The 21065-nt window shown below is 56.3% G+C and carries 20 protein-coding genes; 11 read left to right on the forward strand and 9 right to left on the reverse strand.

Going from position 1 to position 21065, the window contains the following annotated elements; genetic code table 11:
• Positions 1-6: 6 nt before the first annotated feature.
• The 6 genes from VGM18_08890 to VGM18_08915 all read right to left on the reverse strand — a co-directional run bounded on the left by VGM18_08890 (position 7) and on the right by VGM18_08915 (position 9277).
• Entirely contained in the window at positions 7-3915 is a 3909-nt protein-coding gene (locus VGM18_08890; protein ID HEY3973106.1) for a translocation/assembly module TamB domain-containing protein, read from the reverse strand.
• 16 nt (positions 3916-3931) lie between these two features.
• Complete coding sequence (locus tag VGM18_08895; GenBank protein HEY3973107.1) at positions 3932-6871, reverse strand: POTRA domain-containing protein; 2940 nt, start codon at positions 6869-6871, stop codon at positions 3932-3934.
• Between the two features lie 226 nt (positions 6872-7097).
• A complete protein-coding gene (locus VGM18_08900; protein ID HEY3973108.1) occupies positions 7098-7622 on the reverse strand; it encodes a DUF4136 domain-containing protein in 525 nt (174 codons plus the stop codon).
• Positions 7623-7826: 204 nt separating this feature from the next.
• A complete protein-coding gene (locus VGM18_08905) occupies positions 7827-8264 on the reverse strand; it encodes a DUF6496 domain-containing protein (protein HEY3973109.1) in 438 nt (145 codons plus the stop codon).
• 46 nt (positions 8265-8310) lie between these two features.
• The gene (locus VGM18_08910; GenBank protein HEY3973110.1) at positions 8311-8451 is read right to left on the reverse strand and encodes a DUF3175 domain-containing protein; all 141 of its coding nucleotides are present in this window, start codon (positions 8449-8451) and stop codon (positions 8311-8313) included.
• A 214-nt stretch (positions 8452-8665) separates the two neighbouring features.
• Positions 8666-9277 carry a DUF4142 domain-containing protein gene (locus tag VGM18_08915; protein ID HEY3973111.1) on the reverse strand — a complete coding sequence of 204 codons (612 nt, stop codon included), beginning with the start codon at positions 9275-9277 and terminating at the stop codon, positions 8666-8668.
• A gap of 219 nt (positions 9278-9496) precedes the next feature.
• Between VGM18_08915 and VGM18_08920 the strand changes: the two genes are divergently transcribed.
• Both VGM18_08920 and VGM18_08925 read left to right on the forward strand, forming a co-directional pair.
• Positions 9497-10495: an aldo/keto reductase gene (locus VGM18_08920; protein HEY3973112.1), complete on the forward strand. Its 999-nt coding sequence runs from the start codon at positions 9497-9499 to the stop codon at positions 10493-10495.
• 38 nt (positions 10496-10533) lie between these two features.
• Entirely contained in the window at positions 10534-11589 is a 1056-nt protein-coding gene (locus VGM18_08925; GenBank protein ID HEY3973113.1) for an aldo/keto reductase, read from the forward strand.
• A gap of 71 nt (positions 11590-11660) precedes the next feature.
• On the opposite strand, the gene VGM18_08930 is transcribed toward VGM18_08925, so the two are convergent.
• From VGM18_08930 to VGM18_08940, 3 genes are read right to left on the reverse strand one after another with little or no spacing between them, the layout of a single operon-like run.
• Positions 11661-12080 (reverse strand): DUF3147 family protein, encoded by a 420-nt coding sequence (locus VGM18_08930; GenBank protein ID HEY3973114.1) that lies wholly within the window; start codon positions 12078-12080, stop codon positions 11661-11663.
• Between the two features lie 2 nt (positions 12081-12082).
• Positions 12083-12424, reverse strand: coding sequence for a hypothetical protein (locus tag VGM18_08935; GenBank protein ID HEY3973115.1), 342 nt, complete (start codon positions 12422-12424; stop codon positions 12083-12085).
• Positions 12421-12963: an inorganic diphosphatase gene (locus tag VGM18_08940; protein ID HEY3973116.1), complete on the reverse strand. Its 543-nt coding sequence runs from the start codon at positions 12961-12963 to the stop codon at positions 12421-12423. Before VGM18_08940 ends, VGM18_08935 begins: the two co-directional genes overlap by 4 nt.
• A gap of 188 nt (positions 12964-13151) precedes the next feature.
• Between VGM18_08940 and VGM18_08945 the strand changes: the two genes are divergently transcribed.
• From VGM18_08945 to VGM18_08985, 9 genes are all read left to right on the forward strand, one after another.
• Positions 13152-13340: a hypothetical protein gene (locus tag VGM18_08945; protein HEY3973117.1), complete on the forward strand. Its 189-nt coding sequence runs from the start codon at positions 13152-13154 to the stop codon at positions 13338-13340.
• 83 nt (positions 13341-13423) lie between these two features.
• The gene (locus VGM18_08950) at positions 13424-14002 is read left to right on the forward strand and encodes a ferritin-like domain-containing protein (protein HEY3973118.1); all 579 of its coding nucleotides are present in this window, start codon (positions 13424-13426) and stop codon (positions 14000-14002) included.
• 61 nt (positions 14003-14063) lie between these two features.
• On the forward strand, positions 14064-14741 hold the full coding sequence (locus tag VGM18_08955) for a UdgX family uracil-DNA binding protein (GenBank protein ID HEY3973119.1): 678 nt from the start codon (positions 14064-14066) through the stop codon (positions 14739-14741).
• A gap of 186 nt (positions 14742-14927) precedes the next feature.
• The gene (locus VGM18_08960; GenBank protein ID HEY3973120.1) at positions 14928-15785 is read left to right on the forward strand and encodes a sugar phosphate isomerase/epimerase family protein; all 858 of its coding nucleotides are present in this window, start codon (positions 14928-14930) and stop codon (positions 15783-15785) included.
• A gap of 61 nt (positions 15786-15846) precedes the next feature.
• Positions 15847-16458, forward strand: a complete 612-nt coding sequence (locus tag VGM18_08965; protein HEY3973121.1) for a gluconate 2-dehydrogenase subunit 3 family protein — start codon at positions 15847-15849, stop codon at positions 16456-16458.
• Positions 16459-16578: 120 nt separating this feature from the next.
• The gene (locus VGM18_08970) at positions 16579-18255 is read left to right on the forward strand and encodes a GMC family oxidoreductase (protein ID HEY3973122.1); all 1677 of its coding nucleotides are present in this window, start codon (positions 16579-16581) and stop codon (positions 18253-18255) included.
• Complete coding sequence (gene chrA / locus VGM18_08975; GenBank protein ID HEY3973123.1) at positions 18252-19508, forward strand: chromate efflux transporter; 1257 nt, start codon at positions 18252-18254, stop codon at positions 19506-19508. The genes VGM18_08970 and chrA overlap by 4 nt, the downstream gene beginning before the upstream one ends.
• 38 nt (positions 19509-19546) lie before the next feature.
• Positions 19547-19996: a Rid family hydrolase gene (locus tag VGM18_08980; GenBank protein HEY3973124.1), complete on the forward strand. Its 450-nt coding sequence runs from the start codon at positions 19547-19549 to the stop codon at positions 19994-19996.
• Between the two features lie 261 nt (positions 19997-20257).
• Positions 20258-20899, forward strand: a complete 642-nt coding sequence (locus tag VGM18_08985) for a hypothetical protein (protein ID HEY3973125.1) — start codon at positions 20258-20260, stop codon at positions 20897-20899.
• The last annotated feature ends 166 nt before the right edge of the window (positions 20900-21065 follow it).

Below are 21065 nucleotides of genomic sequence, written 5' to 3' on the forward strand. Positions count from 1 at the left end.
GACAGCTCAAAACCGCTTGTGATAACGGCCGTCGGCGGAAAATCCGCCGAGCTGGTCGCGCTCCAGGCTCACCGACCACTGCTTATTTAGCTGGTACTCCCCTTGCACAATTTCGCTGCCCGGTTGGGAGACATCGGTGGAGAACGTGAAGAGCAGATTCTTGGTAACGCGCTGTTGAATCGCGATCTGAGTCGACGGGCTCTGGCCGTTCCCGCCGATGGTGGGATCGATCTGTAGACTGGAAATTCCAGCGAGTTTTTGCAGGCTGCCGCTCACCTCGCTCGCAGCCTGTGACGCAATCATGGAATCTGTGCTGGTGCTTTGGGCGGCGGACTCTTGTGTGGTCTTGCCTCGGGCGATCAGGTTGATAATGTCAGCCGTAGCCAGCGGCGGGTCGGACGTGTACGAAGTGGCAAGTTTATCCAGCGGCCCGCGCAAGCCGAGGGTGAGATTGTATTGCTCGACCGTGGTGGAGACAGACATGTTCAGCACGGGATGCGTCTCAATCGGATTATCAAAAGTGATGGCGCCGTTCTGAAGTTGATAACGGAGATTGCGGTAGAACAATTCGCCGGAACTCAACGTTGTCCGCCCCGTGATTACCGGATTGGCGGCAGTTCCACCTACTCGCAGCGCTGCGGTTCCAGCAATGCTGATTTGAGAACTGGTGGCATTCAGATCCTGAGACTGGACGGCGATCGCAAGCTTTATGCTGTCGGCAAAGCCGGGTTGCGATACAGCATTGCTCGTGCTGAACTGGTCGGCGATTTTCGACAAGTCGAAGTCTGGAGTGAAAGACAGCTCTTTGAGAAGAATATGTCCGCTCAAGGTTGATGCCTGCATGGTGCCGCCATAAGCGAGGTTGGCTTCGAGAGAAGATCTCAGGCCATCGGGATAGAGCAGACGCACCGACCTTGTTTGCATGGCCAGATTGAATTGCACGCTGGGGCGATAAGTGATAGAGCCGCCGAGCGTCACTTCACCGCCGCCTACGTCCCCGGTCATTTTCGTAAATTGCAGACGATCGTTGCCGATGTCGATTGTGCCATTTAACTTCGCGACGCCGACCGGCGCATCGGCGGTGCCGAGTGCGACGTCCTTGAGTTGCATTTGTCCCTGAATCGATGGACTTGTACCGGTCCCGGTTGCATGCAGATCAAGCGCCAGTGCCCCCGAGCTTTGCACATCGGGAGCCACAATTTGCAGAATACGCAGATCGACCGATCCCTGCGCGGTTAGACTGGGCGCGCTGTTCCCGGCGAGCGGGACCCGGCCTTGAATACGCAGGGATGTGTCGGTCCCTTTGAGTTCGGCGGGCTGTAGAGTCACGACGGAGTTGCTATAGTCGATTCGTATGGGTTGAGCAATTCCAATCTGCAAAGACTGATAGCTGGCGTTGAAGACCGGGATGGAAACATGGGATTCAGCGCGTGACAGGTCCTTCAATGGACCTTTGAAATTTGCGTGCAGCTCTGCCTGGCCTTGCACACCTTGCGGCGCGCTCGGGGCGTAAGTGGCCAGCAGGGCCTGCAAAGGAATGGTGCCTGTGTCAATCGCGGCGTCGGTATCGTAGTTGCCGTTGAGCGCCACATGCCCTCGCGCGTGAATGGAAGCCTGAACGATGGTGGAATCAAGCGTGAGATCGGCGGAGTGCTTCGCTATCTGAAGTTCTGTTTTCAAATTGCCGATGGAGTTCCGCCTGATTTGAAGCTGCGGCAGTTGCACGGTTGCGGTGAGTTGTGGATCGTCCAGTGTTCCCTGACCGTTTACCGAGACGCTCACTGTACCGATAAGGCCAAGATTTTTCGCCTGCACCGTTTGTAGCTTTTGCAAAACCACAGACGGTGCGTTGAGACGAAGGTTATAATTTTTCGTTTTCGGAGCGTAAGAGAGATTCGCATCGATGGCTCCGGCGTTGGCGGTCACGTTAAGAGTTGCAGCAATGGAGCCGTTTTGCGCCTGAAACTTCGTGGATAGATTCTGGATCGGTTCGCCATAGACTTGCGCATTCGCAATTTGTGCCGAGCCGGAGCCGCTTGGATTGATTTGCGAGCCCTCGACCTTGAACTTCGCAGACAAATCGCCGGCCAAAGGATAATGCTGATTCGCCAGTTGCAGCAGGTCGGCAATCCGCATCTGCCGCACGTCGAGATTCCCGTGGATCGAATCAGCCGGGTCATACGACCAGTCGCGCAGTGCGACGCTTGCGTTGAAAGTCGCCTGTCCGCGATGCGCATTTATCAGCGTCGCGTTTTGTACGGTCAGTTTTGAGGGATCGGCGAACACCGCAGCCTGCACATTTGTCCACTCGCTGCCCTCGACTTGAATATTCTGGCCTTTCAGCTGCGCGCTGATCTCAGGCGCCTTCATGGACCCGCGGATGAGCGCTGTGAGCGTGGCGGAGCCCGAAATAGCGGGAATCGTATTTTGCGGTGCGAACGCGGAGGCGAGGGAGGCAGCCTGATGCAAATCGGCGCCGACGATTTGTATCAGCAAGTTTGATCGGTCGCCGACCTTTCCGTTCGCCTTCAGCGTGATTGAAGGCAAGGTTAGCGTCGTGTCGCGCAACTCGACGGTCTGGCTTGGACCGTCATATGAGGCGTGAATCCAGCCATTCACTGGAACTTCTTCGCCAAGGCTAGTGGCCGTGCTGACCGCTCGCGCCTGGATAGTTAGATCCGAGCGCGAGCGAAGATTGCCGATGCCGCCCTTCCACCGGGCCTCTCCTCGCCCGCTGATCGTGCCCGTAAGCAGGGCTCCCTTTAACTGTTGTGTTCCTAGAGTTTGCTGAAGCGCCCTCAGCGAAATGTCATGGAGCGACGTCCGAATATGCGCATCCGGCGTCCCATCCAGATGCGCGATTTCTGCGGCGGCCATGATGTGTCCGCCGAGCGATTCCACGTTTACGTCCGTGAGTCGCAGGTTGCCGTCAACTAACTGGTAGGACCCTTGCAGCCTTTTCAACTCGATGCGACGCCGCGACGCAAGTGCAGTAAGCTGCTCACTGGCAACCCGGCCATCCAACTTCACTTCACGCAATAGCGGCGCATTTGCAACCGCTTGATACTGCAAGGAACCAGTAAATGCGACGTCCCCCGCTGGCTCAATCCCTGGTGACATTTCAGCAAAATCTGGCGTGTGAATCCGAATGGCATAGGTGCCTTTGGCCACGGGATTCGCGTAGTTGGTTACTTCTGCCTGAAGCGTCAGGTTAGACGCGCCTATACGCAGCGTTGTCGACTTAAGGTCGAGACGCTCGGGGTCCGCACTGAACGCCAGGTTCAAACTATGCGGAAGCGGTGCGTACTGGGCATAGCGCAAATGGCCGTCGGTGTAAGAAAGCTCGCCGTCATAGCGTTTGGCAAAAGCCGCGAAACGAATGTCAGCGCGCAGGTCATGTAGATCGGCTTCGAGTGGCGTGCTGCGATCGTTGTAGTTGATCTCCCCATGCATGAGCTGCGCGTGAGCGACGGCGAGGTCGAAAACACTGGTATGGCTGCCGCTCGTGCTGGGGGGAGCGGCCGGAAGGTTATTTCTTCCATCCTTCCCGACTTGTAAATAGACAACTGGATGGTCGATCAGAAGCTGCCGCAAAGCAATTTGATGGCGCAGCACAGATACTATTTTTAAGCTCACCGTGAGATTGTCAACATGCAAAAGCGGAGATTGCGTTGCCTTTTCGGTTCCGTGCACAGTGATGTTGTACAGGTGTGCCGTCAACTTTGAGAGACTGAGATCAAGGCCTCCGATTTCAGTTCTGGCGCCGGTGGCCTGCCGGGCTTGATTCGCGATTGTTTGTAATGCGTATTGCTGAAAACGGCTGCTGCGAAGAACGAAATATCCGGCGATTACAGCCACGATCACAAGCCCAAGTAGACTTGCGAGCAGCCAGCCGATAATACGTTTCCACTTCATGATCTAAAGGCCTGCTCTAAAAGGCTTGCCCAACCGTGATGTAGTACTGTGTCGGATTAATACCCGGCACTGGATTCAGATTGCGCCCGAAGTCAATCCGGATCGGGCCAATCGGAGTGGCATATCGCAGTCCGATGCCCACCGTATTGGTAAAGTTGTCGGCGAAATTATGCAGGTTAATCGCGCTGTAAACATTGCCACCGTCGTAGAAGACCACGCCCCCGAGCGCTTTCATGATACCGGTGGGAAAGCGCGCCTCGGAGTTCAGAATGAAAAGCTGCTTGCCGCCCACCGGCACGGTAATATCCACGCAACCGGATTGGTTCTGTAGGACGTTGCAGAAAGGAACCAGGCGCTGCGGACCAGCCTCGTCAATCGGAAAACCGCGCAACGAAGTGCCGCCCCCCGAGAAATAGAGCTGGCTGGTGGGAACAAAGCTCCCGGCAAATGGAGAAGCGAGCCCGATGCGGATGCTGTCGGCAAAAACCACGGAACGAAGCGGTTTGTAGAAGGCGTACTGCGCAAAGAGCTTGGCAAAGTTGGCGCTGGAGCCGAGAGCGGTCGGCGTGATGCCGACATTCACGGTCGAGAAAATTCCGCGATGGGCGTCGAGCGGCTTGTCGCGGGTGTCGCGGATCAGTGTTGCCGAAAAAGTCGAAAGGCGCACGTTCAGATCCTGAGGGAGCACAAGTTGCGAAACGATCACATGCGACAAGACGGTCTTGTTGAAGTCGTAACGGAATTGTAGCCGTGTATTGCTTTTGCGGCTCAGAAGCTTCTCCACTTGAAACGCGATATCGCCGAGACTGGCTGTAAACAGCGGGTTCTCGCTGGTACGCTCCAAAGAAAAGCTGGTCAGCGACTGCCACTGAGCCCCCAGGAAATGAGGCTGGCCGTAAGTCGCCAGGAGTTTTTGATCGAGTCGAGAGAGAAGTAGTGAACTGCCTATGGTCTCTCCCAAGCCGCGCATGTTGCGCCTGGTGAATTCGACCAGGCCGCGGGGGCTGGCGAAGGTCTGCTGGCTGGGCGCGATTTGATAGCCATTTAATCCGATTGAGCCACCGCCTCCCGGCAGCGCCACGGTCCCGGTGGGAATATTGCCGCCTCGGTGTGAGACTTCGAACCCGATCCCATAAGTCAGTTCATTGCGCTTGGCCTCGTGAACTTTCACCAGCGCCATCTCATCCGTCTGATCGAGGATCGGCTTTCGTGGACCCACGCTCGCCCAATCGAAGATGTTCAAGTCGTATAGGCGGCTTTCGCCTTCCAGTAATTGTTGTCGGCGCATGGGAGCCTCAGTCGCAATTTTTGCCGTACTCGTGATCAGCGAGGTTCGTGTATGCTGCGGACCCAGAACGACGGCTTCGCTAACTCTGACCTGTTGATGCTCGGTAATGGCGTAAGCGACGGTTACGCGGTGCGGATTGTTTTCAACTTTCGTCGCGGTCGCTTTTACTTCAACGTTGGGATATCCGCGATTGAGATAAGTGGCCGAAATTCGATTGCGATCGTCCGCCATCTTGCGAGGGGAAAATGGCGCGCCGGACTTGAGTTCAAACCCCACCGGCACAGTCAATTGTGCGTCTGGAACGCTTCGGTTTCCGGAGACCACCAGGTTGTCGACCACGGTTGGAGTGCCTTCCTCGATCTCGAAGACAGCCTCAACCGTCGAAACGTGGTCGACGGCGTGGGGTGTGACTTTGACATCTTCGTACCCGCGATCGCGGTACAGCGCCTCGATGTTGTCCGCACTCTGCTTCAGCAATTTTTGGCTGATGTTGCCATGTGTCCAGATGTGCGATTTCTTCACCACGAGCTGATGCATCAGGTCGGGCGCGGCGATTGCATAGTTTCCGCGGAAAACGATGCCGTCGACCTTGTGCTTTTTGCCGCGATCAATCGCGTAGCGAACCAGAATGCGATCAGCTTGCGTCTGATAAGTCGTCGTCACCATGACATCGTAATAACCTTTGTTTTGGAAGTAATTTTTGAGATTTCGTTCGCCTTCGGCGACGAGTTCCTGGTCAACGACACCTTCGGAATAAATCGGAATGAGTTGCCGCATGATCCGTCCCTTTAAATAAGGGACGATGGTAAGTTTGGCTCCAGTTACGGCGACCGTGACGGCAGGCCCGACTTCCACCCGAAAAGAAAGATGAACACGATTGGTCCGCGCGTCATACTCCGGTGGGTTTTCATGTACGCTGCTCGCGAGCCGGTGTTGCTTCGTAAGCGCGCTCTTCATCAGGGCGGTGGCGCGACTGATGCGTTCAGCGGTATAGATTTTTCCAGGTTTGAGAAGGCCGCCGGAAAGGCGTGCCCGCAGCGATTCCACGGCATGGATCAGAGACACGGCTTCCGAATTCGATGGCCCGTTAATCTTGACTGAGGCGATGCGGGCGCGCTTGCCCATCTGCACCGCGAAAGTAATGTTCACCAACCCGTGCGCATCATCGATTGACACGGAGGAATGGAGCGTGGCCTGGAAATATCCATTCCTGCGTAGAAATTTCGTTAGGGCAGATTCTGCGATCGGAAGTCGGGATGGATCGTAAGGGTCTTCGTCTGCAAGATCTGCGACTTGGAGAAGGCGAGTGTAGGAGAATTCCCTGCTGGCGCTGCTAAATCCCACCACACCGAGATAATAGGCCGGTTCCAGAAGAAAGCTGATGTGCAAGCCTTTTACATCAGGCACAACGGTGACGTGAACTTGAGAGAAATTGCCCGCCCTTTGCAACGCCGGTATGCTAGCTTCGATTTTCTGTTGCGAGTAAGGCGTGCCGATTTTTTGCTCGACCAAGGGGTAGAGCGGATCGAGATTGCGATGCGGATTGGCGATGAGCGAGATACCGCTTACGTTTTGGCCTTCGTAGGCCGCCTGCGGCGCCTGAGCAGCGAATTGCGCGAGGGTCGCCGCGCTGCTGAGCAAGAGCGCCGCGAGAGCCGACAACCGCATAGAGAATCCTCAAACTCGCTTGTGCGGTGACGGGCTGAATCGAACAAGTAACAGCGTTATCGCCTTATGCGTAATCCCGCCCACAATTGGTGAGTCGCTCGGCTTCGAACTTCCCCAAGCCGAGCGGCCTCGACTGAGTCGTGAGGAAGTGGCGCTTTCGCAAGTGTCGACCTGGAAGGCAGTTGCCGGCCCGGCAGCCAGTATTCGGGCCGGCCTCGCTGAGAAATTATCCACGTTCATGCGGTGGAAAATGCTCCAGCATTTTGTCGACAGCCTTATCCAGCTTCTTTTCGTTTTTTTCGGGTTTATCGGAAAGCGAATCGTTGGCTACGCCGCGCCAAAGCAGTTGCTTATTATGGGCATCGTAGAGATCCAGAACCAGGGTGCCGACGGGATAGTTTTCCACCTGGGTTGTGGTTTCGCCGAAACCACCCCAGCGCCATCCGCCCATTCCGTTATAGAAGGTCTGATATTCCTGTTGATTTCTGGCGCTGCCTACGGCAGCAATGGCAACATCGCCGCCGTTGTCAACCCTTTGCCAGCCTTTGGCTTGCAAATCGCGGTCGACGGCGTCCTGAATACGGCTCTGCCATAAAGGATCCGAGGTCTTGATTTTTTCCCAATAGTAAGTATGGTACTGAGAGAAATCAGCGTGGTGATCGTAATCTGTTTTGACGTCCTGCGGCATTGCGCTCGCGGCAACAATGAGCAGAACCGAAAGAAGCGATGACCAAATGCGGAATATACTCATAGAAATTCTCCACAATTGAAAATTACTGCGCATCTTTGACTTCTACGCAGCCATGCCGAGGTGCGAGTGGGATGCGCAGAATGACGGAATGGATGCGTGCAAAAGAAATCGCTGCCTTGTTCCGATGCCGGCCACTGCGACGATGTGGAACATTCTTCATCGTCCCCTCACGAGCGATCAGAACCGCGAAACTAAACAACGACTTTAGGCAGCTTTGCGAGTGCGGGCAGCCTGTTGGCGGCTCGCCTTGCCGCGTTGCGCAGCCGATCTCTTCGTCTGACGCGATAGGGCCTCGCGGCTTGCAGTTCGGTGCGGTTCGCGTTTCAGAGCTCCTTCAACGGCGCGTGAACGCGTAGCGGACGGCTTGCCTTGCGAACTCCGCGCTCGCTTTCCTGCCTGCGTATCTTGCTCGGCCTTTTTTTGAATCGACGCGGAGCCCTTCTTCGGTGGACCCAGTTTGACGCCCGCACGTCGCGCTTTGGACAGGCCGATGGCAATCGCCTGCTGGGGAGACCGAGCTCCGTGTTTCCCCTCGCGGACATGATGTATCTCTTCCCGAATAAATTCGCCCGCCTGCGTGGACGGCGATTTTCCCTCGCGCGCATCCTCACGCGCCCGTTCCAAAGTTTCTCGTTCCGGCATCTTTATCCCTCCTGCACCACAAGATCAATAATTCGCTAGCGATCCCTCAAGCCGCTTTGCGCGGATTAGAGCTTTCGTCTCGATGGATTCGTTGTGAAAGTAACTCTTTTGCTCTTTGAAGTTCAGTTCTACGGTCCTGACTAAGTCCGCGACCGGCTCGATTGATGAAATAGGTAAGCATTCGCATGCCTGAGGCCGGCCCCTTCGGTGAAGCTGTTTTCGAGGCCAAGACTCGCGCGATGGTGGCAGCGCTCTTGGTAAACAAGCCGCTGGGCGGATGAGTGGAGTCAGTGGTTACGCCAGCCACCCACTTTTTCAGACTCGCTCCATCCGCCTTCCTGGCTTTCTTCTTCCTGTTCCAGGTGCTGCCCACGAATCGTCCTCTGCGGTTATGCGATACGCTACGGCTGTGATGGACTCGGTTTAAGAGAAGAATTCGCAGCCTGCGTGCTCTTTGGGGCGATGCTTTCTGCTGCCTTGAGGTGCTCGCGCAGAGTAGGCAAAGTTTGGGTCGCGAAGTTCTTCACATCGGAATCCTGTCCTGTGCTGCTTTCGGTCCGGAAAGCGGCGACATCCTTCTTATGATCCTTCAGCATGTCGCTCATGTAAGCCTTGTCGAACTGGTCACCCGACAACTTCGAGAGTCGCTCTTTGGTCGCCTTCTGCATGACACTTGGCGACTTGGGCAGGTTGATGCCTTTTTCGCTGGCGAGTTCCTTCAACTTGTCATTGGCCTTACTATGATCGTCGACCATCCGCTGACCGAAGTTTTTTACGGCATCGCTGGACGCTTTCTGGACCGCCAACTGGCCTAATTCCACTTCGGCAAGGCCACCCTGGGCAGCTTCCTTGACGAACTTCTGGTCGGCGGGACTGAGTTTCGCCATGTGTCCCTCGGAAGAGCCGGGGCCCATTGCGTTGTCTTGACCTGAGTTAGTTTGACCCTGCGCCGCGAGCGTCAGCGCGCCCGCGACCGCAACGAATGTTAAAGCTTGATAGAACAATTTAGTCATCGGATTTCCCTCTGTTACAAATTCTTTTCTCTAGGCTATGGGGAGGTTTCGGCCACAACCATCGGGTGTTTTCGGCATTTCCGCGCCCCCTCAGTCTGTACCTAAGATTGACTCCTTCGCCAACCCTGGTTCACCCCATCGCATCCTTAGACCGTACAAACAAGACCGTACGAACACTGCACGAACGGGCCACTCTAGTTCGATTTGTTAGGAAACTGCATGTCCAAAATGTTCAGCGGAACTATTCCCCTTCGCAACTTCGGCCATTCTGACGACAAGATATCAATCCTCGGTTTTGGGGGGCATCACCTCGGGGACGCCCCCGACGAAAAGACGGCCATCGAGATCATCCACCAGGCGGTGGATGGCGGAATCACCTTCTACGACAACTGCTGGGAGTATCGCAGGGGCAAGACCGAATTATGGATGGGCGCCGGTTTGAAGGGCCGCCGCGACAAAGTATTTTTGATGACAAAAACTTGCCCGCATGGCCGGGATGCCAGCCTCGCTTTGGCAATGCTGGAAGAATCGTTGCGGCGATTACAGACCGATCATCTCGACCTCTGGCAGGTGCACGGCATGGCTTTCGATAACGATCCCGAACTCTTCATTCGCAAGAACGGAGCGGCAGAGGCTTTGGAAAAAGCCAAGAAGGATGGCAAGGTTCGATTCGTTGGATTTACCGGCCATCAGAATCCGAAAGTCCATCTGGGGATGTTGCAGACGGGGTTTCCGTTTGATGCTGTACAGATGCCGCTCAATGCCTTCGACGCGAACTTTCGCAGCTTCGAAAAGCAAGTGCTGCCGGAACTGAATAAACGCGGCATCGCAGTGCTGGGAATGAAACCGCTGAACGGGCACGGGGACGCGATCAAACACGGGGTAGTCACGGCAGAAGAAGCCTTACGTTATGCGATGAGCTTGCCGGTGACCACGACGATTACCGGTATCGACAGCCTGGAAGTGCTCCACCAGAACCTTCAGATCGCGCAGAATTTCAAGCAGTTTGCGGAATCCGAAATGAATGCACTGCGGGAGCGCTGCCAACAGGACGCCGCCGATGGCCGATATGAACTGTATAAGCTCTCGCTGAAGTTCGATAATCCTGAATCCCGCCTGGCTCACGGCTTTCCGCTCGACACCCAGCAATCCGAAGTCAAGGACATGTTGGGAGCGCCGCAGAATACAGGCCACCCATTTCCGGAAAAGCAATTTTAGAAGGCCAATTATAGGACCATGGACGAGGAGCATAGACAATGGCCGCGAATTACGAGTTGGACCGCAGAAAATTTATGAGGGGCGTGGCCATGTTGGGTGCGGCGGCGCCGCTCCTGTCGGGAGACGGCGTGGCGCTGGAGGCAGGGCGAGACCGATCACCGGACATTCCACCTGGGACGGTTCCCATGAAGACACTTGGACGCACCGGAGTTCAGGTATCGGCGATGGGGCTGGGCGGCTATCACCTGGGATCGGCCGAGACCGATCAGGCCGCGGCTGAGATCGTGGCGAAGGCGTTGGACTATGGCGTCACATTTTTCGACAATGCGTGGGAATATCACGATGGGCTAAGCGAAGAACGAGTCGGAAAAGCGCTACGGGGAAAGCGCGATCGGGCTTTTGTCATGACAAAAGTCTGTACTCACGGCCGCGATAAGAAACTGGCGATGCGCATGTTAGAAGAGTCGCTTCGCCGCCTGCAAACCGATCATCTCGATCTTTGGCAGATTCACGAAGTGGTTTACGACAATGATCCGGACCTGATTTTCGCCGCGGATGGAGCGGCGGAGGCTCTGCTAGCCGCCAAGCAACAGGGAAAAGTCCGCTTCGTCGGTTTTACCGGACACAAGGATCCGGAGATCCACCTGAAAATGTTGTCGCACGATTTTCCGTTCGATACGGTTCAGATGCCGCTTAATTGTTGCGACGCTACGTTTCGCAGCTTTGAGACCCAGGTGTTAGCTGAAGCGAACCGCCGTGGTATTGCCGCGCTGGGCATGAAGAGCCTGGGAGGAAGCGGCGAACTGGTTCGTCATGGCGCAGTGACTCCGGAGCAAGGATTGCGCTACGCCATGAGTCTCCCGGTAGCTACCACAATCAGCGGCGTCGATAGTATGCAGGTGCTCGATCAAAACCTTCAGGTCGCGGTGAATTTCAAATCGTTGGCAGCGGCCGACATGCAGGCCCTGCGGGAGCAATGCCGTCCACTCGCGGGCGATGGCCGGTTGGAGCTGTTCAAGATGACGACCAAATATGATGGCAAGATAGGGCGGGAGCAGCATCACTTTCCAACAGTGCAGGACCTGCCGCTGTGACGCTAAGGGATTCCCTTATTCTGCATCGGGATCTTCTCTGGCTGGACCAAAAACGAGTGGAGCGCCGAACACTAGGCATCCTTTCGAATTTTCCAGATCAGGACGGAGGCAGTCAGCCAGGCCAAAGTGGCGCCAGGAAGCACCAGCCACGATGTGTGGTCCGGAATGAGGCGCCACACCAGCAGCGCAAACACTAGAAGTCCGATGCTTCCCATCGCGGAACCTGCGGCATCGACACTGGCTGCTTCTCTTCCGCGTTCGGTACCATGAAGCCCGTGCTTTTCTTTCTTGGCCTTTTCAGTTTTCTCGATCAGGGTCGCACCGGCTGGAAATATCGCCGGGAACGCTAAGAACAGCCCGCCGATACTGGCGCCAAATTTCTTAGCGATCATCCCGGTGATCGCGGTGATCAATCCACCGAAAACGAAGCGTATCGCATACTGTCGCCAATTGGTTTGCTTTAAGGACGACGCATCTACCTTGACTCGCATCGCTATTTCAATCCCACATACCAAATCCCTAAAGCAACTCCAACCCAGAGGGGCATGAAGCCTATGGTGACCCAGAGAGCCTTGGGCTTGTAATGCATCATGATCCAACTCACGCTGGAGGCATAGACAAAGAATGCGATTGCTCCGGCCATCATGGAGCGGGCTTCATTTCCGGCATAAGCAGGCCCATCGGTGACCACGGTCAGTCCCAAAGTTGCGAGCGCCACCGAAGGAGCTGCGCCAAACAATCCCGCGAAGCTTTTGGGTTTGAGCAGATCGGCGATGAGTGCGAAGCCGGAAACGACGATGCCGCCAATAAGAAAGCGAATCGCAATTTCGATCACCGGCGCATCCCCGATTTGATCAGTTTGCGGGCATGATCCGGGCCTCTAACGCCAAGCACCCGAAATTGTTTGCCGGAAAGCCTGTGGTAGTTCACGAAGAATTCTTCGAGCTCAACGCAGAACTTCTTGCCCAGGTCACTCATCGTCTTTATATCGGCCCAGCTGTGCGCACCCTGCTCCACGGCGACGATTCGATCGTTTCGGTTCTTCTTTTTTTGATCGACCTGCTCGCCCTCGATCACGCCGATGATTCGGCACGTTAGCACGCACCCGGGAAATGCGGGCTCATCCATCAGCACCAGAACATCTACCGGATCGCCGTCGTCAGCCATGGTTGAGGGAACAAAGCCGAAGTCATAAGGAAATTCCATCCCAGCGGGCAAGACCCGCTTCAGTTGAAACACGTGCTCCTGGGGATCAAAGGCGAACTTGTTGCGGCTTCCCTTCGGGGTCTCGATGACGACCCGAAGCAATCGCTTGTCACTTGCGTCGAAAGGCTTGAGGCGGATTGGGTTGGCCAGCCCGTTCTTCTTGCTCATACGGTTGCGGAACCTCGGTCACTGTTAGACGTGGATGCGAAGATTGGGCGGAAGGTTGATTCCTTCCCATCGGACATCTGAGTTTCGCGGCGCGACCCTGAAATTTCGCGGCACGACCCTGAAAGAAGAACTTCGGAAAACCTTGTTTGCGTTCTGCCCATCCAAGAGCAGGTTTTCGGAGGGCGAAAATGGCAAGTGAAGCGTCAGAGCGGGTCATCACTCTCCTTCAGGAACTCAAGATGTTGAAGGAGCAAAACCAGGACTACGAATCCAATCCCAGTGAGGACGGGCGGGAGGAGCATCTGCTGCGCCAGAAGCGTCACGAGGAGATAACCGACGAGATCAAGGCCGTCGCGCGAATCAAAGAAGCGGAATAAAACTTTCATCAAACAAATGTCGTCAACGGGTACTCAACGGATGGCATCGAAAGGGCAGAACTCAAATTACAACTGGAGGAATCATGGAAAACAATGGACTCAAGGAACTGTACATCGACGAATTGCGAGACTTGTACAGCGCAGAAAATCAACTGGTGAAAGCACTGCCCAAGATGGCAGAGGGGGCAGCATCAGACGAGCTTCGGCAAGGCTTCGAGGAGCACCTGGAACAGACAAAAGGACATGTGCAGCGTCTCGAGCAGATTTTCGAGGAGCTCGGCGAAAAACCGAAAGGCAATAAATGTAAAGGGATGCAAGGACTCATTGAAGAAGGCTCAGATGTTCTGAACGAAGACTTCGAAGAGGCGGTATTGGATGCCGCACTTATCGGAGCGGCCCAGCGGGTCGAACACTATGAAATTGCTGCCTACGGAACGGTCTCCGCGTTTGCGGAACTTCTTGGACAATCGGAGCAGGCATCTTTGCTAAACGAAACTCTTCAGGAGGAGAAGGAGACAGACGAGAAGTTGACCGAGCTGTCGAAAGAAATCAATTCGCAGGCCAACGAAGGAAGCAGCGAGGAGGACAGGAAAGAAGGCAGCGAAATGTCCACCGGGAAAACTCGGGGAGCACAGAAAACGGGGCGACGAACAGCAGCATAGGAGTTTGGCTGTCAGGGCAGGAGGGAAGGCGATATTTCTCTCTTGCCCTCTGGTTCACGTCATGCAGCATTCGGCTGACAGCTCCGCGACTCGGGAGAAGGTTGACAACACCGCCGCTCGGCTCATTCCCTCCAGGGCTTCCATCACTGCGTTACGGCAATCCGCGCGCGCGTGCCACGCCTGCGAGCTTTGGAGAAATGCTACGCAGACGGTTTTCGGAGAAGGAAGCTCGAAGGCATCGATTATGCTGGTCGGAGAACAACCGGGAGATCGAGAGGACCGAATCGGTCGTCCTTTTGTGGGTCCGGCTGGGAAGCTACTCGATGAAGCGTTGACCGAAGCCGGCATCGACCGCGCCCGGGTGTATGTGACTAATGTCGTGAAACATTTCAAGTGGTCGCCCGCGGAGCGCGGCAAGCGACGCATTCATAAGAAGCCTCGATATTCGGAAATTCATGCGTGCCGTCCGTGGCTGGATGCAGAGCTTCAGGTGGTCAAACCGCAGATACTGGTTTGCCTGGGAGCCACCGCGGCGCAGGCACTGCTGGGAAGAGACTTCAGCGTCACTCGGCGTCACGGGCAAGTTGTCGAGTCGCCGCTTGCGCCGTTCGTCACAGCCACTGTTCATCCATCCTCGATTCTACGAGCGCCGGACGGCGAATCGCGGCAGAAGCAGATGCGTATGTTTATCGACGACCTTAAGGGAGTCGCTCATCTCGCGGAAAAGAATGGCGCCTGATCTTTACTTATGACTTCGCCTTCGGTTGACTTATGACTCCGCCTTCGGTTGTTTCGAAATTTCTCTGGTACACTGGCGCGCATGAGCTTGACCAACCGAAGGCAGTTTCTTGGACACTGCGCCGCCGCGGCGGCGGGAGCATGGCTCCTTCCTGAGCTTGCGCGCGGGGCCAGCTCTGGTCCTTCAATGAAGTTTCCTGCCGCGCCGCGCGATCGCGTTGCGGTGGCGGCCTATCCTTTTCGCGAATTTATTGTGGGCTGGAAAGGCTGGGACGGCAAGACTGCCAGCACAGTCCCGTCTGCCCAACAGATTGAATTGAAAGACTTCGCCGCGCATGTGGCGGAGAAATTCAACATTCACAACATCGAGCCTTGGAGCCCGATTTTCCCCTCGACCGATCCGAAATATCTGGAGCAGTTTCGGGCGGCAGTGGAGAGAGCGCACTCTGCGATCGTCGATATCGCCGTGGACGGCGGTTACAGCCAATACTCGACCGACGCCGCAGTACGAGAGAAGGCCGTTACAGCCAGCAATCATTGGGTCGACGTCGGAGCCGCTCTCGGGTCACCCAGCATTCGCACGCACATTGACGACGCCAAGGACTCGAAGCCAGACGTGGGGCGCGCCGCCGACACGCTGGCTCGCGTCGCGGATTACGGGGCCAAGAAGAATGTCGTGATCCATCTGGAGAACGATAATCCGGTGAGCGAAGATGCATTTTTTGTGGTGCACGTGATCGAGAAAGTGAACAGTCCGTGGCTGCGCGCGCTACCTGATTTCGGCAACTCGCTGGTCGGACACGACGAGGACTTTGCATATCGGGCGATTGATGCGATGTTCGCGCATGCATACGGCATTTGCCACGTGAAAGACGGCGAGGTCGACGACAATGGCAAAGCCTCTCATGTGGACCTGCCCCGAACGTTTGGCATTTTGAAAAATCATGACTTTAAGGGATATTGCTCGATTGAGTTCGACCGGCCGGGCGATCCGTATAAGACGACAGCGGAATTGGTGGAGCAAACGGTAAAGTTCCTTTCGTAGGCGGCGACAGCAGATTCCTGGCTTCGCTCGGAATGACAATTCTCGATTTGGCGGACGATTCATGGCAGGACAAGGGATTGGGCGGCGGGAAGTGTTGCGGATTTTGGGCACGGCGGCTGCGGCGGCGCAGTTTCCCGGATTCAGCAAGTGGGGATTCGCTTGCGGCCACATCGGGAACGCGGCGTTGCAAATCAAGCCCGCGGTGTATCGTCCACAATTTTTTAATGCGGCGGAATATGCGATGGTGGAGCGGCTGACGGAGATCATCATTCCGAATGACGGCACGCCGGGAGCGAAGGAAGCGGGGGTCGCGGAGTTTATTGACTTCATGGTGGCGAACGATCCCCTGACGCAATATGAATTCCGCATGGGACTGACATGGCTGGAGGCGCACAGCGAACAGCGCGCGGGCAAGCGGTTTGTAGAGCTGACGCCCGAGCAGCAGACTTCCCTGCTCGAGCCGCTGGGTTTCAAAGACAAGGCTCGTCCGGGCGAGGAGACGGGGCGTGGATTCTTTCGCATGATGCGCGAGTACACGGTGACGGGTTTCTATACCAGCGCGATTGGATTTAAGGCGCTGGATAATCCGGCGCTGAAGTTTTATGCGGAGTCGCCGGAGTGTCCGCACAAGGGCGATCCGGAGCATCTGCATCTTCCGCAAGCCGGAGTCTGAATTTCTGAGGAGCGCAGCGAGTTCAATAAAATCTAAACGCAAAGTGCGCGAAGAAAGGTTGCGAAGGGCGCTAAGAAGGGCCGGTCTCCTACCAACGCAAAGATTGTTCCGCAAAAGAACATGGCCAAGAAAATCTACGATGTGATTGTGATCGGAACCGGCGCCGGCGGCGGCATGGCGATCAAGACGCTGTGCGAGGCGGGACTGAAAGTGTGCGCGCTGAATGCCGGACGCAGGCTCGATCCGGAAAAAGATTTTCGTTATCACCGCATGCCGTGGGATATGAAGTTTCGAGGCCTCGACGATCCCAAACGCCGAGGCGAATCCTTCGGATACATGGACAACGAGTACACGAAAGCGGCGTGGGACCACGAGATTCCTTTTACCGTGGCGCCAGGCACGAAGTGGATGTGGCCGCGCTGCAATGCGGTAGGAGGCAAGACCAATTTCTGGGGGCGCAGTTCGGCGCGCTTTGGCGACATCGATTTGCGCGCGGCCTCGCTCGACGGCTACGACGTGGACTGGCCTCTCAGTTATGACGAGATCGATCCCTTTTACACGCGGGTCGAGAAAATGATTGGCGTGGCGAGCACGGTGCAGAATCGGCCCAGCAATCCGGATGGTTCGTATCTGCCACCGTTTAAGTTTCGTTGCCTGGACTTCATTCTGCAAGCGGGATGTAACAAGGTTGGCGTGCCGTATTTACCGGATCGCTGCGCGCAGTTGACGCAGCCACATGAAGGGCATCCGGCGTGTCATTTCTGCGGAGAGTGCACGACCGGATGCGATATAGGCGCATTTTTTTCGACGCCTTATTTTCTGCTGCCGAAGGCCGAAGCGACAAAGAACCTCGAGTTGCGGACGAATGCGCTGGCCAAGAATGTTCTGGTGGACGAGAACGGGCAGGCGAGCGGAGTGGCCTATATCGACCGGCAGACGAAGCAGGAAGTAGAAGTGTACGGACGAGCGGTGGTGGTGGCAGCGTCGTGTATCGAGTCGGCGCGCGTGATGCTGAATTCGAAGTCGCGGCAGTGGCCCCATGGGATTGCGAATTCCAGCGGGCAATTGGGACGGAACCTTTGCGATCATCTCTATGGAGAATCGGCGCGGGGATATCTGCCGCAATTGCTGGGGCAGCCCAGTTTCCCGGATCACGTGGGCGACAGCACCATCGCATGGATGCCGCGCTGGCAAAATCTGAAAGCTCCGCACGAAGAGAAATTTATTCGCGGATATTCGGTTTATCCGGATGGCGGCTGCGAAGAGTTTCCCGGCTTTGCCACCGACATGGACGGCTTTGGATCGTCGCTTAAACGCGAAATCAAGCGCCGATATCCCTCTCCCGTGAGTTTTGGAATTCAAGCGCCGTCGCTGCGTTCAGAGACGAATTATATGGATCTCGATCCTGAGGTGAAGGATCCGTACGGGATTCCGGTGGCGCGCATGCATTTCGAGTGGGATGAAAATGTGCTGAAGATGTGGGAGCATTCGAAGCAAGTCTGTGCCGAAGTCCTTCGCGCTGCCGGCGGAGAACTCGAAGGATCGGGCGAGGCTCCGGAGATTCCCGGCTGGAGTTTGCATGAAACCGGCACCTGCCGCATGGGAAATGATCCTAAGAAATTTGTGACCAATCGCTTTGGGCAGACCCACGACGTGCCAAACCTGTATGTGTGCGACGCCAGCGTGTTTCTGAATTGCACCGATAAGACCACGACGATCAGCATTCTGGCGTTCTCGCTGCGAACTTCCGAGCGACTGATTGAGAATTTCCGTCAGGGTGAGCACAGGGCCGCGTGAGCGACGAGCCCACGCCGGCCGCGGAACTTCCAGCGCGCACGAGAGCGAACGCGACTCGCCTGCGCGAAGTTGCCACACTCTTCCTGAAGCTGGGCACGATCAGTTTTGGCGGACCGGCAGCGCACGTGGCGTTGATGGAGGAGATGGTTGTCCGCGAGCGGCAGTGGTTGACCAAGCAACAATTCCTCGACCTGTTGGGCGCTTGCAATCTGATCCCGGGGCCCACCTCGACAGAAATGGCGATCAATGTTGGGTTTGCGCGCGCAGGCAGGATGGGGCTGTGCGTGGCGGGGGCGTGCTTCATTCTACCGGCAGCTTTGATTAGCGGAGGACTTGCGTGGGCTTACGTGCGATTCGGAACGCTGACGCAGGCGGGGTGGCTGCTGGGAGGAGTAAAGGCTGCGGTGGTTGCGGTGATTGCGCTTGCGATCTGGCGTCTTGTGCAAACAGCGGTGAAAGGTGTGGGATTGGGGGTGCTGGGCGCATTGGCCCTGGCAGCATTTTTTCTCGGCGCGAATTCGCTTGTGATTTTGATTGGCGGCGGATTGCTGGGGATGCTGGCGCGCCAGATTGCAAGTTCTCGCAGCGGCCCAAATCAAGGTCTGCTGGCTCCGCTGTTGAGCGGGCGGCGATTTTTTCCGGCGCGGGTATTTTCTGCGATGTTGTCTTACCGCCTGCGCTGGTTCACAGTTGCCGTTGTCGCTTCAGCCGCAGGCGTGGCAACTCGACCGTCGATTGACCAAATCGGTTTATTTTTTCTCAAGGTCGGCGCCGTGCTTTATGGCGGCGGCTACGTGCTGCTGGCGTTTCTGGAGCAGGGATTGGTGCGGCAGAACGCGTGGCTGACACGTCAGCAATTGCTCGACGCCGTGGCCATCGGTCAGTTCACGCCGGGGCCGGTGCTCTCGACGGCGACTTTCATCGGCTACATTTTGGGAGGGGTGCCCGGAGCGGCAATCGCGACGGTGGGCATTTTTTTGCCGTCGTTTTTCTACGTCGCCCTGCTGGCGCCGGTATTGTTCCGGCTAAGAAAGTCGGCGTGGATGAGCGGTTTTATGGATTCAGTGAATGTGTGCGCCGTGGCGTTGATGGGCGGCGTCACTTTCCGGTTGGCTGCGGATGCATTGCAGGGATGGGCGATGGGGGGGATTGCACTAATATCGTTCGCCATCTTGCTGCGCTGGAAAGTGGATGCGGCGTGGGTGGTGCTGGGTGGTGGGATCGCCGGAGTGTTGCTGGGCGCTTTTCGATGAAAGTGAGTCAGAAGTTCAATCGATTTTCAGGAGAGCCAATGAAACGATCTGCGATTTTTGCTGCAATTCTGATTGCATTGTACTGCGCCGCGGCGGGCGCGGCTGACCGCAAATACATCGTGAAGCCGAAGCCGAGCGACGCAAAAGCTTTGCCCTTCAGCGACGGGGTGCTGGTGGGAAATACGCTCTATATCGCGGGACACATTGGACTCGACCCAAAGACCGGCATGCCGCCGGCCAGCGCCGAAGACGAGGCTCGGCTGGTCATGGATGGAGTTAAACAGACGGTTGAAATGTCCGGTATGACCATGGACGACGTGGTCTCCCTACAGATATTCTGTACCGACCTCAAACTTTATGACACGTTCAACTCGGTTTACAAAACTTACTTTCATGGTGATTATCCGGCGCGGGCGTTCATCGGAACGAGTCAACTGGTGCGCGGCGGAAGGTACGAGGTGCTGGGGATCGCGGTGAAAAAGCAGTAGATGTCTCGGTGGTACAGTTTGGCTTGCGCAAGTGAGGCCGAGAGATCCATTCGAATTGCTCAAGACAGGTTCTTCGTATCTTCTGGAAAACAACTACACTCAAGATGGCGCCGTGGGATGGCGAAGGAACACGAAGGCCCGGTCCCTTCGGCCACGATCCGCCACCCTTATCTCTGCTGGTTCCCTGTCCAGCGGCATGTTGTGGTCGTCGGTCGGCTTGGACTAAAGTTAAGAGAGCGCTTCGGAATCCGAGAGGTACCCATGAAAAAGTTAATGCTTCTGCCCTGCCTGTTGCTATCAGCGATTTTGGTCGCCCAGACAAGTGGGCCCGTTCCCGCAGGTACAGCTCTGACGGTGCGGCTGGATACTACGCTCGCCACCTTCAGCAACCACGTGGGTGATCCGTTCCAGGGTAAGGTCACGCAGGCGGTCATAGTCAACGGCTCAACCTTGATTCCGGTGGGAGCGACGGTGGAAGGCCGCGTCACCAAGGTCAGCGAGCCCCGGCGCATCTCGGGCAAGCCCACCATCGGAATTCTACCCGAGGCCGTGATTATGCCCTCGGGCGAGCGCTACTTCCTTGATGCCACGCTGGTCGACACGAACATTCAGGGCACCGATGTGAATCAGGAAGGCCAGTTCAAAGGAACGGGGCACGATCGGAACGATCAGCTTGAGGTCGGCGGCGGCACGGCGGGCGGCATGCTCGTTGGCGGGCTGATCGGCGGGGGCCCCGGCATTTTGATTGGCGGCGCCGTGGGCGCGACTTCAACTACCGTGCACTGGCTCGCCAAACATCGATCGGCCACGCTGCCGGCGGGCACTCAACTCACACTGGAATTGAATCGGCCGCTCATCATGAACGCAACAACCCCGGCAGCGGCAAACGGCGGCGGCCAGTAGTTAGAAAAACACTTGCTCACTTACCAACCGGAGGCAAAAAGCCTCCGGTTTTTCGTTTGGTCTGCCATTAGTTGACAATCAGCCATAAATATGGGGCGTTAAACTGGAATTGCGCGCACAATCCAGGAGAGCGGGGCGTAGGCGGCCTCCGGTTATCGAATCCGAC

This window comes from Candidatus Sulfotelmatobacter sp. (assembly GCA_036500765.1).
Classification (GTDB): Bacteria; Acidobacteriota; Terriglobia; order Terriglobales; family Acidobacteriaceae; genus Sulfotelmatobacter.